Genomic DNA, 13,378 nt, shown 5'->3' on the forward strand with positions numbered 1-13,378 from the left:
AAAAAGCAATACTTTGTCCCAATCTCTGATTGAGCAGATCTTGTTTTTAATACCGAAACTACCCCAAAGGAGGTAGTTTCTGATAGTAATTTATTCTCTGTTTTTAACCAATACCCAGCCTGAGTATTTAGTTTCAGTATTGTCTTTATTGTTTTCGTTCCATGAGATGGTGTACCAGTAAGTTCCTGTAAGAACTTTTTTCCCGGAAGCAGTTCCGTCCCAGGTGAAGTTTCTCATCTTTCCGGCTTCATACAATTTATTGCCATATCGGTCGTAGACGATGAAGATCAGGTTTTTCTTGTAAGCAAGCGCAGAGTAGTCAATGAAGTCGTTTACGTTGTCGCTGTTTGGAGTAATAGCATTTATAAGATTCGGTACGGTGATCTGAACTTCAACAGGAGTACAGTTGTAGAAATCTTTTACATATACTCTTACTTCTCCCCTTGCCAGCCCGGTAAATACATTACTGGTCTGCCAGTTGACACCATCCAAAGAATACTGATAAGCAGGTTTTCCTCCTGCTGCATTTACAGTGATTGTGTTGTTGTCAATATCTATGCTGGAGATTACAGGGTTTGCAGATGCTTTTACATTGACAATTTGGGTAGTGATACAGTTGCCGGTTTTAAGTTTTACCCAGTAAGTGCCTACTCCTACGTCCTTAATAGATGAGGTTGTTGCTCCTGTGCTCCATTCATAGCCATCAAATCCAGGGCCTGCATCAAGATCTGTTTTTTCTCCGATACAAATGGTTTTGTCTTTCAGAACGGAAGATGGTGTAGGTGGCAATACAATAAGATTGATTTTAGCGATATTAAAACATCCGTTGGCATCGGTTACTTTTGCATACACAGCAGTACTCGTTGATAAATATTGAAGCGGATTCATAATTTCATTGACTCCGTCTAAAGCATTGGCTATTGATGTGTAATATTTTTTGGCAGCACCGGTTCCTAAAGTAGTAACATCTGCTGAAGTCAAATTAAAAATTGCACTGGTGATATTATTTTCAATAAAGCACGATCTGAGAGTAGCTTCTTTCACAGGAGTATCTGCATAGAATGCCAGAGTGATTTTTGCTGACCCCGTACATCCCTGAGGAGTTGTTACTTTTACATAAACTACTCCGGGAGCGGATATATAGTTGTCAGGGTTTTGAATTTCATTCGTATCTGCATTGAGGTCTGCTAATGTTTTGTAATATTTTTTAGTAACTCCCGGAACACTTGTAACAGGTGCTGTATTCAGATTGAAAGCGGCAGTTCCTGCCTTGTTATTATTACATACCGTAATGGTTTTATCTTCTGCTTTAAAAGGTGCAAGAACCAATAAAATTTTACCATCCGGGTTGTCACAAAGAAGTCCTGCATTGTCCTTAATAACCACTGTAACAGTTGTATTGGCATTGAACTGATAATTGGCAGGATTAGGAATAGGAGTTGAACTTCCAAATGGATAATAAGTAAATGTATAATTTGAAGGGTTGCTTACAAATTGTGAATTGAAAGTCGTCAGGTTTACAGATCCATATCCTGTAGTAGGATTAGGACAGAAAGACTGGGTTGCTGAATTCTGTAAAATTGGAACTTTATCAGTATAAATTTTTACATTTTTAATAGAATGTCTTGATCTGGCACCTCCTGTAGAAGCGGAGAATCCAAAATATCCTACGGTCATTGAGGCAGCGGTGCCGGAAGGAGCAAAAGACTGATTACAGATTACGTTACCATCTATTGTTATTTTGATGATCCAGCTGGTAGGAGCTGCAGGATCTACCTGTGCAGTAACTTCTACGTGCTTAAAGGTTGTCCCCTGAAAAGGTTGGGTAGTATTCAGATCTGGTGAATGAAAGGAGCTTCCGGGAACATTAAAGAACTCAACATTATTAGTATCTGTTGTATTTTGAACCTGTCCGTAAGCAACATGCACTTTACTCATTGTTGCTGTAGTGGTATTGTTATAAGTATCCAGTCCTACGACAAGACCTACTGCGTTTTGAGATACTCCAAGACCGGATCCTAATACGCTGGCAACAGGTGGATTGGCCAGATACCAGAACGCGATTCCATCTCCGTTAGAAGTTTGGTTGGAGTCCATTCTGAAATCGAATTCCACTCTCCATTTGTCACAATATTTTAAGTTGATAGGGTCATTCAGTCTGATAGAGCCAGATTGGTTGTTGGTATCCGGAGTAAGCTGAATAAAATCTGTGTTTACCTGAGTAGGGGAGACCATCGTCCATCCAGTCGTCGTCACTGGGTTTCCGATGAGCTGATAAGTCTGGGCAAAGGACTTCCCGGCTATACAGAGTAAAAAAACAGATAAATACAATAATAGATTTTTATTCATGTAGATGGGACTTTTATTAAGATGTAAAGATATTAAATCCCAGTCAATTAATGTATATTTAATGTTAATTTCGTTAAATATTTTAATTATTTTTTAATAAATAACGTTTCTTATGATGGAATAAAGAAAGTTATAGTGGTAATAATGTGTTTGTGTTAATCGAATTAAAATAATGAATTGTTGTCCAGATTCTCAAAATAGGTGTCAATTTCAAGATCAGGAGAGCTGGCTGCCGCAACGGCTAATTTGTCGCAAAGCTCGTTTTCAAAGTGTCCCGCATGCCCTTTTACCCAATGCATTTTCGGTGTGTGTTTGTTGTATAGCTCAACAAATTTTTTCCAGAGATCAGGATTTTTTACATTTTTCCAGCCTCTTTTGATCCATCCGGCAATCCAGTTTTGGTTAATTGCATCAGATACATACTTGCTGTCGGTATACACATGGATGTCATTTTCTGTGGATTTCAGTTTTTCCAATGCAGTGATGACAGCCAGAAGTTCCATTCTGTTGTTGGTCGTTTTTCGAAAACCTTTGGAAAATGTTTTCTGATAATTTTTTTCAGGAACGCGCATGAGAATTCCATATCCGCCTTTCCCCGGATTTCCGCTGCAAGCCCCGTCGGTATAAATTTCGATTCTCAAATCTGCTTTTTAAAAAAATGAATTATGACAGTAAAATTAAACTGAATTTGGTGTAACCCTGAGTTTTTATGTTAAAACGGAAAATCGTCATCATCATCAAAGTCATTCATTGATGAGCCGGAAAGTTTTGAGCTGTCCGGAAGGTCAAATGCTGCCCCTGGCTGAATGGTTGTTTTGATTTTATCAAAGCCGCTCGGTTCACCAAAGTTGGATGGATATCCACCACCGGCTCCTTCGAATGCTGCTTCAATATCAGCGAATTTTGCAAAATGTTTTAAGAAAGATAATCTTACATCTGCTGTAGCACCATTTCTGTGTTTTGCAATAATCAGTTCGGCCTGGTTTTCAGTAGAAGTTTCCTGTCCTTCCTCATCATTATCCCAAACAGTAATTTTATAATATTCCGGTCTGAAGATGAAAGATACGATATCCGCATCCTGCTCAATCGCTCCGGATTCCCTTAGGTCAGAAAGCTGAGGTCTTTTTCCCGGACGTGCTTCCACACTTCTTGAAAGCTGAGAAAGGGCAATTACAGGAACGTTAAGTTCTTTTGCAATTGCTTTTAATGAACGTGAAATCATAGAGATCTCCTGTTCACGGTTTCCAACTCCTTTTCCACCGCTGCTTCCTGCGGTCATCAGCTGAAGGTAGTCGACCATGATAATTCTTACTCCATGCTGCATTACCAATCTTCGGCATTTTGCTCGGAAATCGAATATGGAAAGGGAAGGAGTTTCGTCTATATATAAAGGAGCATTTTCCAACTCAGATACATTGGAGAATAGTCTTTGCCATTCTTCATCATCCAAAGTTCCTTTTCTTAATTTCTCAGAAGAAATCCTTGTTTCGGAAGCGATCATTCTGGTGATTAGCTGTACAGATGCCATCTCGAGAGAGAAAAGAGCCATAGGAACTTTATGTCCCACTGCAATATTTCTTGCCATGGAAAGAAGGAATGCCGTTTTACCCATCGCGGGACGTGCGGCAATAATGATAAGGTCAGAATTCTGCCATCCACCGGTTTCTTTATCTACATCCCGGAATCCTGAAGGAACCCCTGAAAGGCCTTCTTTATCTTTTAAAGATTTAATTGTATCAATAGCCTGTTTTACTAATGAATTGGCAGTATCGAATCCTTTTTTAATCGTTCCGTTCGTGATTTCAAAGAAAGACTGTTCGGCTTTATCCAAAAGTTCGAAAACGTCGGTTGACTCTTTGTATGAAGAATCAATAACGTTGGCAGAAACATTAATAAGGCTTCTTAAAATATATTTTTCAAGAATAACACGTACGTGATATTCAATATGGGCAGATGAGCTTACACCCATCGTCAGATCGATGATGTAGTGGTCACCGCCTGCCTGGCTTAGTTTATCTTCTTTTTTTAAATTCTGAATAATGGTCATTAAGTCTACCGGTTGGTTTCCCTCATAAAGCTTAAGGATGGTAGAAAAGATGACCTGATGTCTCGGATCATAAAATACTTCTGGGGTAAGAAGGTCAATGGAATGGTCAAGACCTTTTTTGTCAATCAAAAAAGTTCCGATAACAAGTCTTTCAAAATCCACTGCATTGGGAGGCATTTTTCCATCCGCAATAGACAATTCTTTTGCAAAGTTTCCGTGTGTCAGGGATGATAATGTTTCTTTCTGCGCCATGATGCAAAGATAGTTTATTTAAAAAATAATAAAAAAATAGTATTCAACAAATTATTAGCAGTCTTTCGGAAAATGCTGCAAACAGGAGGTTAGACCTGTTGATAAAAAAATCACCTCAGTCTGAGGTGATTTTTTCAAAAAGATTTAGTGAAAAATCTATTCTTTATTTTTTACCAGTACCCATCCTGAATATTTGGTTTCTGTATTGTTTTTGTTGTTTTCGTTCCATGAAATTGTGTACCAGTAAGTTCCTGTTGGAATTTTCTTACCGAATGCAGTTCCATCCCATGTGAAATTTCTCATTTTGTCGGCTTCATGAAGTTTGTTTCCGTATCTGTCATACACAATGAAGATCAGGTTTTTCTTATAGGCCAATGCAGAATAGTCGATAACATCATTAACGTTGTCTCCGTTCGGAGTGATGGCATTAATAAGGTTAGGAACCGTAATGGTAACCTGAACAGGCGTACAGTTATAAGTATCTTTTACATACACTGTATTCTCGCCCCTCGGAAGTCCTGTGAAGATATTGGAATCCTGCCATTTGATACCATCTACAGAATATTTGTAAGGAGGAACTCCACCTGTAGCCGTAATCGTGATGTTGTTATTTGATATTTCTATCCCTGAAACTACAGGTTGAAGACTTGCATGCACACGTACTTCCTGAAGAGTGAAGCATTTTCCGGTCTGAAGTTTTACCCAATATACCCCTACAGGTACATTATTGATGGATTGTGAAGTTTCTCCAGTACTCCATTCGTAGCTTACAAATCCAGGTCCTGCATCCAAAGTTGTTTTGCTTTCAGCACAAATTGTTTTATCTTTTAATACAGCTGATTTTACTGGAGGCAATACTTTCAGATCAATCTTAGCGATAGAATAACACTGCTTATCATTATCTACTCTTACAAATACTGTTTTGCTTTCTGAAAGATAATTGAATGGGGTTGCAATCGGATTAGTTTGTGCTTTAGCATCAGCTACTGATGTGTAATATTTAATAATAGTTCCTGTAGGAGTTGGAACTGCTACTCCAATATCTGCTTTAGAAAGATCGAATGTTGAACGTGTAACATCGTTATCTATATAACAGTTTTGGATTACAGCATCTTTCAATACCACTGCCGGGTAGAATAATAATCTGATCGTTGTGGTTGCGATACATCCGAAAGAGGAAATTACTTTTGCATATACAGTTGTTTCCGGAGAAATATAGTTGACAGGATCGGTAATTTCGTTGATCCCAGCGTTCATATCAGCTGCAGTCACATAATACTTAATAGTTGCTCCGGTTCCGCCAAAAATATTGGCAGTTGTTAAATCATATTTTGCAGTACCTGCTCCATTATTGTTACAGGAATATAAAGTAGCGGTATTGGCTGAGATACCTACATTGACAAACTTAAATTTCCCTGTTATGAAACATCCGTTGATAGGATTGGTAGGGTTAGTTGGGTCTTGGTATACAATTCTGTAATAATATGTTGTTGTTCCGTCTACTGTTGTTACTGTAAGAGGATTTTGTCCTGTAAGGGCGTCATTGGTTGTTTTGTGATAGGTAACCTTGAAGTTGGTGCTGTTGCCATTAATAATAGCCGCAGAAAGTGTTGAAAAATCAAACTGCGTAGGTAACGCACAAACCATCACCTGGTTAGGGTCAGTAGGAGTTGCTCCTGGAATTCCTGGTGCAATAAATGGATTAGGAGAAAGAACAGGATCATTAAATGCTGAACTTAAGCTTGCTGTACCAGACCATTCTAAAGAAAATCCATTGGTGGATCTGCTGAAGTTGTCAATAACCAAATAATACGTTTGCCCTACCAGTACATTCATATAAGGGCTCCATTTACCATTGTTCATACTGGCTGTAGTACCAGGAGGGTTGGTAGGGAATACTGCAGGCGGAGCAAGAGCAAGGTCCAGGCCTGTGTCTCCCGGAGTTCCGCTATAATTACATCTTATTGGCTGTATGAAAACGTGATCCGCATTCTGTAAAGATGCACATCCGTTTGCTGTTGGGCCATAGACTGCGAAATCATAATCATCACCCTGATCGTTAGGTTTTATTTTAAATGCCAGTGTTCCTGGTGTGGATACAGTGAAGGTATACCAAACAGTATATCTCTCATTGGTACTAAGACATCCTCCGTTTTGGTTAAGGATTTCTATAATATTCCCCGGTCCTGAAGGAGTGTAAGAAATGTCAGAGTTACCACAGATAGGGATTGCCGTGACACAGTCTGACTGTGAATAGGCCATTTGTGTTATCAATAAAATAAAAAAGAATAGTATTTTTTTCATTGTTAAAAGTTTTTGTTAAACAAAACTGAAATCAATAATTTTTTCATGATTTGCAAAAATAAAAAGCCGCCGAAGCGGCTTTTATTATATGATGATTATTCTCTGTTTTTTACAACAATCCATCCTGAAAACTTGAAAGGAGTGTTTTTCTTGTCATTTTCATTCCATGTTACAGAATACCAATAGGTACCAGTTGGGATTTTCTTCCCAGCAATAGTTCCGTCCCATTTGTATCCGTTGGATTTGTCTCCCTGATGAATTTTTGTTCCGTATCTGTCAAAGATACTTAATACAAGGTTCTGCTTGTCTGCTATTGCAGAATAATCTACAACATCGTTCACACCGTCTCCGTTTGGAGTAATCATATTGATAAGGTTCGGAACCACTATTGTTACTTCAATAGGATCACAATCATAAGCATCTTTTACATATACTTTGTAAGTTCCTCTTGCGATATTAGAGAATGTGTTAGAGGTCTGCCACAGAATTTTATCCATAGAATACTGGTAATCCGGTGTTCCTCCTATTACATTAATTGTTAGTGTAGTGTTGGAAATATCAACGCCTGTTACCACTGGCTGCTCAGAAGGATACACTGTTACTTTTTGAGTAGCAATACATTCTCCTGTTTTTAATTTTACCCAGTAATTTCCTACTCCAACATTTTTGATGGACTGTGTAGTTGCTCCTGTGCTCCACTCATAGCTGCTGAATCCAGGACCTGCATCCAGAGTTGTAGTATCTTCCATACAGATGATCTTATCTTTCAGAACACTTGATGTCACAGGAGGAATTACTGCTAAAGTAATTTTTGCAACAGTATAACATCCGCGGGTGTCTGATACTCTAACGTATACAAATCCATTTGGAGCAATATAATTACTAAATCCTAAAATTTCGTTTGTGGCATCTATTGCATCAGTTAGCGATGGGAAGTATCTTTTGGTAGTAGTTCCTGTAGGGCTTGTAACAGGAGCATTTGCAAGATTGAATAAAGCTGTAGATGGGTTTGATTCTATAAAACAAGATCTCATTGAAGCATCTGTTGCTGTAACCAAAGGATAGAATTTCAGAGTAATTTCAGCAGATGCTGTACATCCAAATTCGTTGATTGCTTTTACAAAAACAGAACCTTCTGCAGAAACAAACACATAAGGATTGGTAATCTCATTAGTGCCATTCGTAAGATCATACATAGAAGGGTAATACTTTAATATATGATTAGGAGCGGCTCCTACAGTTGCTGTAGACAGATCATACGTTGCTGTTCCTGAACCGTTATTACTACAAGAAGTAAGGGTGGCAGGGTTTAACGTAAAAGACTTATCAATAAATTTAATCTGTCCAAATTCTCTACATTGATTTAAAAAGCTGGTTGGGCTGTTCGGATCAACATAGCTGATGGCATACGTATAATTGTTAGCCACATTAATATTCGTAGGTGCAGTAATAGGATTGTTATCATCTAATGCGTCTGTTGGTGAAGCATAATACTTTACAATAAAATTAGGGTTACCATTTATGATCTGTGTAGATAATGTAGAAAAATCATAGTTTACAATTTTACCACATACAGGGATTTCTCCGTTTTGGGTAGGGCCAGGCTCTAAAAACGGATGGGGCTGATATACATGCGCAGAGTTATTGTCAAAAGGAGTAAGAAGTTTAGCTGTTCCTCCAAAAGTTAAGGTAAATGGAGCTACCAGCGGGGAATAGTTATTTAAAAGAAGATGATAGACCTGTCCAGGCAGTACATCAATATATTTTACATAACCATCACCACCACCTCCTTCAGTTGTATCCGTAGAGGTCATATCAAGCCCGGTAGGGTTGATGATAGTAGAATTCACACCGGCATAAGAACATCTCAGTGGAGTAGCTGTTGTATTGGCACAGTTAAAGTTAGGGCCATATAGAGCAAAATCATAGTCAATCCCTACTGCAGTGGGACCTGTAGGAGTTACTACAAAAGTCAGTGTTCCTGCAGTCTCTATACTGAAAGTAAGCCATATAGAGTTACTTTCTCCATTAGGACCCAGACAGCCTACCTGACCTTCTTTCACATTCCCCCAGCCATTAGGCGTAAGAGAAATAGCGGCGTCGCTGCATATTGGGATGGCGGAAATACAGTCTTGCTGTCCAAACGCCACTTGAGCTAAGAAAAGTAGAAAAACGAGTAGATATTTTTTCATGTTGATCATTTTAATTTTTTATTTCCAGATTATTGGACAGTGGGTACCAATTGTTTTCCCCATGAAGGAGATTTGCTGTCTGAGGAATTTTGGTTGGAAAATTCGCCTAAAGCTTTTTGGTATAAAATGTCGGCATTGGATTTATCTCCTGATTTTTCTTTTATTTTTGCTTGAAGAACAGCCAGTCTCGGATTATTACTAGAGTTTGCCTCAGCTTTTGCTATACTTTGAGAGATGACGTTCAGATCCAGCTGATTGCTTTGAGATCCGTCAATCTGCATTTTCTGAAAATACAGTAAGCCTAATAGTGTGTTCACCTCTGGATTATCTCTTTGTATCGTCCATATTCCTGTTGCTATTTTTCTGGCTAAAGCGTTGTCGTCCATAAGGCTGGCTCCAGACGCTTTTTTTAACAGGGTTTCGTTTTTAAGATATAAAGCAACAACAGCATAGTAGTTGGCCTGCCATTTTTCGGTAGTTTTTGCTGTTGAAAATTTATTGAAAAGACTGTCGTAATCATTGGCTGTCTTGGAGCTGTTGAGCTGCAAAACGCTCTGTGTTAGTGCTTTATCAGTGAAAGTCTGGGCTTCAGCCCAAAAGCTTACAATGAAAAAGCTTAAAGTTAGTAAAAGTTTAGTCATAGGGAATATTTTATGAAGCAAATATAAAAAATTATTAACGTTAAATTAAAGATTTTGAGATATATTTAATGAAAGTAATATATTGGTTTCTAATGTTGTATTTTGTTTTTATGGTGTAATTATGTGGAGATCGTAAAGATATTGGTTGTTTGGCTAAAAAAATGTGGTATAAATCTCTCATTGACTTTATAAAAACAGCTATAAAAGAAAAAACAGAATAGAAAACGTTCTATTCTGTTTTTAAATATTTCGAATTACGGTTTGCTCCATTTAAAATCTGAAAAGGACTGAGAAAGAATAAGTTAATATTGCATCTTTCTTAGTTTAGGATTGGTGCTTCCTACAATTAAAGCTACCAAAACAGTCATACAGCCTCCAAATACAACAGAGCGTACAACACCTAATAATTTGGCCATAACACCACTCTCGAACTGCCCCATTTCATTGCTGGACATGATGAAAATTGAATTCACACTAAGAACACGTCCTCTGATATGATCGGGTGTTTTTAACTGGACAATGGTACCTCGGATAACCACTGAAATTCCATCAAGCATTCCACTCATCACAAGGAACATAAAAGACAGCCAATACAATTTGGATAAACCAAATCCAACGATACAAAGTCCAAATCCGGTAACAACGGCAAGAAGTATTTTTCCCTGATTTTTTCTAAGAGGAACAATAGATAAAATAGTAATGATACACATGGAACCGATATCCGAAGCTGCATTCAGCAAACCAAAGCCTTCTGCTCCTGAATTGAGAATATCTGTGGCAAATACCGGGATCATAGCTACTGCGCCGCCAAAAAGTACAGCAAACATATCGAGGCATAATGCTCCTAAAATTTCTTTGGTTTTAAAAATATAAGAGATTCCTTCACGCATACTTTCCACCACATTTACAGTTTCTTTTTTGTACTCCGAATGTTGTTTTTTAAGCTGCCAGAAAAATAAGGAAGCAACAAATATTAATGCTAAAATAGCGACCAATGTCCACTTTACCCCAATAAATCCGATAAGAATACCACCTACCGCATGTCCGCACACGGAAGAGATCAGGAAGGTTGCCTGATTTAAAGTGACTGCGTTGGGAAGGTTTTCTTTCTTTACAATTTTAGGAATCATGGAAGGAACAATAGGACCGATAAAAGCCCTTGCTATTCCTGTAAAAAAGATAACTCCATAAATATAATAGGTGATCTGATGCCCTGTGAAATGCATTTCTACATCCAGAAATGCAGGAACCAGAAGAAGTCCGATCAGAAAAATATAAGCGTAATTGCAGATAAGCAGCAACCTCTTTTTCTCATTCATATCAATAACATGGCCTGCATACAACGCGCAGCTTACAGCAGGAATAACCTCAGAAAGTCCGATAAGACCTATTGAAAAAGGATCTTTTGTTAATTGATATACCCACCATCCTAATAACGTGGCAAGCATTCTGAAAGCTAAAACAATAAAAAATCTCCCGGTGAGAAGATTTCTGAACTCGACATTTTGTAATGTCTGTAACGGGGTAAAGGAAATCATGAACAAAAATAGCCCTAAAAATTTATTTAGGACTATTCATATGTTGATTTTTAAAAGATATATTAAATATATCTTGAAAGATAAAATCTATTTTAGTCAGCTCTTGAAGAACTGATTACAATGGCAGCAACACCGGCAGCTCCAATAATAGTAGCGCCTGCAGCAATTCTTGCTTTTCTTCTGTCTTTTACAGCGGCTACATTCGACTTTGGAATCACTACCTCTGTACTGTCTTTCTTACCTGCTGTACCTACAAGATTGTCACCAACAACGTTTCTGAATAAGATGGTCTGCTTTGGAGAGCCGTCTCTCATAGTTACTTTGTATACCTTTCCGGCTTCAAGATTAGAGTAATTGTTTTTTGAAATATCTTCGCTGTATTTTGTAGTAGCACAAGATGTAATAACAAATAAAGATGTTAGTAAAGACGATTTCAACAGTACAGATGCTTTCATTATTTTCTTTTAGTTTTTCAAATTTATAATTTTTTTCCAATATATGTTTTCGGAATTGAAAAAATATGATTAATTTTTATATATTTCTAAGAGATTTGCAATGTTTCTGTCATTAGCCAATCTCGGAGTCTTATTTTGTCCTCCCAGTTTTCCCTGGGATTTGGCATATTCATGAAAGGCATTCTTTTTAAGTCTGGTAATCTGCAGTTTCTGTAGAATATTTCCCGAAATCAAATCATCATAATATGTATTTCTTGCCCTCAGCTGCTGATCCAGCTCGTCTCTGAATAATTCCAGATTCTCAGGTTCTTTTTCAAATTCTATCAGCCATTCATGATAAGGAAGTCCTTCCACCGGGTTCACTTGTGGAGCAAGATGGAATTCTGTAATCTGTGCCGGGTATTTTTCAAGAGCAGCTTTCATCGCTTCTTCCACCTCAAAGGCAATCACATGTTCCCCAAAAGCTGAAGTAAAGTGTTTTGTTCTGCCACTCACCAATACTCTGTACGGAGCTTTGCTGATAAATCTCACCACATCTCCTATAGAATAAGCCCACAATCCGGAATTGGTAGTAAGGATGAGAGCGTAATCTTTGTTAAGTTCAATTTCTTTTAATGTTAACCTTCTGGCATTGGGTTTACCATATTCTTCCAAAGGAATGAATTCATAGAAAATCCCATGATTGGTTAATAACAGTAAGCCTTCCTTTGTATAATCATCCTGAAACGCAAAAAAGCCTTCAGAAGCCGGAAATGTCTGAATAATATCTACCGTTCCGCCCAATAAGTCTTCCATTTTATCACGATAAGGCTCGTAATTAACCCCTCCGGTAACAATAAGCTGGAGATTAGGGAAAAGCTGTTTGATCTTTTTGCCATGTCTTTCCGTTAGTTTCTCAAAATACATGATCAACCATGGTGGAATTCCTGAGATCAGAGTCATGTTTTCGTGTTCTGTTTCCTCAATAATTTTGTCTACTTTGGCTTCCCAGTCTTCCATGATATTGGTTTCCCAGCTTGGCAGACGGTTTTTCTGAAGATAACCCGGAATGTGATGGGCTACAATACCGGATAATCTTCCCGTTTTTATTCCGAAAACTTCTTCCAGTTCCGGGCTTCCCTGCAGAAAAATCATTTTTCCATTCACAAAATCAGCGTTATTCTTTTTGCTGATATAATGAAACAGAGCACTTTGAGCTCCTGCAATCTGGAATGGCATGCCTTCTTTAGAAATAGGGATGTATTTAGATCCGGAAGTTGTTCCCGAGGTTTTGGCGAAATATTCCGGAGTGTCTGTCCATAGAATATTGGCCTGTCCTTTTTTTACCCTTTCAATATAAGGTTTAAGATCTTCATAATCGGCTACAGAAACTTTGTCCTGGAATTCTTTTACAGAATGGATGTTTTCAAAATCATGCTCCCGCCCAAAAAGTGTTTTTTGAGCCGTATTCACTAGAGAAAGTAATAAGTCCTCCTGATTTTTCTCTGCATTTTTTTTGAAATCTTCTGCTTTTTGAACATGTTTTTTTGCCCAGATAAGCGCCGCATTTTTCTTGAAGAAGTTTAACATGGGTCAAATTTATAAATAAGTAGAGAATCTG

At 37.9% G+C, this 13,378-nt stretch carries 9 protein-coding genes; all 9 read right to left on the minus strand.

Annotated elements, in window-relative coordinates:
* Window positions 1-90: 90 nt before the first annotated feature.
* The 9 genes from LKL37_RS16620 to LKL37_RS16660 all read right to left on the minus strand — a co-directional run bounded on the left by LKL37_RS16620 (window position 91) and on the right by LKL37_RS16660 (window position 13,347).
* Complete coding sequence (locus LKL37_RS16620) at window positions 91-2,349, minus strand: lectin-like domain-containing protein (RefSeq protein WP_431611609.1); 2,259 nt, start codon at window positions 2,347-2,349, stop codon at window positions 91-93.
* A gap of 164 nt (window positions 2,350-2,513) precedes the next feature.
* Entirely contained in the window at window positions 2,514-2,990 is a 477-nt protein-coding gene (gene rnhA, locus LKL37_RS16625) for a ribonuclease HI (protein ID WP_407294812.1), read from the minus strand.
* Between the two features lie 71 nt (window positions 2,991-3,061).
* Window positions 3,062-4,648, minus strand: a complete 1,587-nt coding sequence (dnaB, locus tag LKL37_RS16630) for a replicative DNA helicase (protein ID WP_431611610.1) — start codon at window positions 4,646-4,648, stop codon at window positions 3,062-3,064.
* A gap of 156 nt (window positions 4,649-4,804) precedes the next feature.
* Window positions 4,805-6,952 carry a T9SS type B sorting domain-containing protein gene (locus LKL37_RS16635; protein WP_431611611.1) on the minus strand — a complete coding sequence of 716 codons (2,148 nt, stop codon included), beginning with the start codon at window positions 6,950-6,952 and terminating at the stop codon, window positions 4,805-4,807.
* Window positions 6,953-7,047: 95 nt separating this feature from the next.
* Complete coding sequence (locus tag LKL37_RS16640) at window positions 7,048-9,144, minus strand: T9SS type B sorting domain-containing protein (protein ID WP_431611612.1); 2,097 nt, start codon at window positions 9,142-9,144, stop codon at window positions 7,048-7,050.
* A gap of 29 nt (window positions 9,145-9,173) precedes the next feature.
* On the minus strand, window positions 9,174-9,785 hold the full coding sequence (locus LKL37_RS16645) for a hypothetical protein (protein WP_431611613.1): 612 nt from the start codon (window positions 9,783-9,785) through the stop codon (window positions 9,174-9,176).
* Window positions 9,786-10,087: 302 nt separating this feature from the next.
* Window positions 10,088-11,323: an MFS transporter gene (locus LKL37_RS16650; RefSeq protein ID WP_431611614.1), complete on the minus strand. Its 1,236-nt coding sequence runs from the start codon at window positions 11,321-11,323 to the stop codon at window positions 10,088-10,090.
* Between the two features lie 92 nt (window positions 11,324-11,415).
* Window positions 11,416-11,778: a hypothetical protein gene (locus tag LKL37_RS16655; RefSeq protein WP_047380343.1), complete on the minus strand. Its 363-nt coding sequence runs from the start codon at window positions 11,776-11,778 to the stop codon at window positions 11,416-11,418.
* A 69-nt stretch (window positions 11,779-11,847) separates the two neighbouring features.
* Window positions 11,848-13,347 carry a GH3 auxin-responsive promoter family protein gene (locus tag LKL37_RS16660; RefSeq protein WP_431611616.1) on the minus strand — a complete coding sequence of 500 codons (1,500 nt, stop codon included), beginning with the start codon at window positions 13,345-13,347 and terminating at the stop codon, window positions 11,848-11,850.
* Between the last annotated feature and the right edge of the window lie 31 nt (window positions 13,348-13,378).

Origin of the sequence: Chryseobacterium sp. 'Rf worker isolate 10' (assembly GCF_050753305.1) — a bacterium.
In the GTDB taxonomy this organism is placed as follows: Bacteria; Bacteroidota; Bacteroidia; order Flavobacteriales; family Weeksellaceae; genus Chryseobacterium.

Excerpts from the sequence above, each read along its gene's own strand:
- LKL37_RS16620 (WP_431611609.1), bottom strand. The coding sequence starts at position 2,349 with ATGAATAAAAATCTATTATTGTATTTATCTGTTTTTTTACTCTGTATA.
- dnaB (WP_431611610.1), bottom strand. The coding sequence starts at position 4,648 with ATGGCGCAGAAAGAAACATTATCATCCCTGACACACGGAAACTTTGCA.
- LKL37_RS16635 (WP_431611611.1), bottom strand. The coding sequence starts at position 6,952 with ATGAAAAAAATACTATTCTTTTTTATTTTATTGATAACACAAATGGCC.
- LKL37_RS16640 (WP_431611612.1), bottom strand. The coding sequence starts at position 9,144 with ATGAAAAAATATCTACTCGTTTTTCTACTTTTCTTAGCTCAAGTGGCG.
- LKL37_RS16645 (WP_431611613.1), bottom strand. The coding sequence starts at position 9,785 with ATGACTAAACTTTTACTAACTTTAAGCTTTTTCATTGTAAGCTTTTGG.
- LKL37_RS16650 (WP_431611614.1), bottom strand. The coding sequence starts at position 11,323 with ATGATTTCCTTTACCCCGTTACAGACATTACAAAATGTCGAGTTCAGA.
- LKL37_RS16655 (WP_047380343.1), bottom strand. The coding sequence starts at position 11,778 with ATGAAAGCATCTGTACTGTTGAAATCGTCTTTACTAACATCTTTATTT.
- LKL37_RS16660 (WP_431611616.1), bottom strand. The coding sequence starts at position 13,347 with ATGTTAAACTTCTTCAAGAAAAATGCGGCGCTTATCTGGGCAAAAAAA.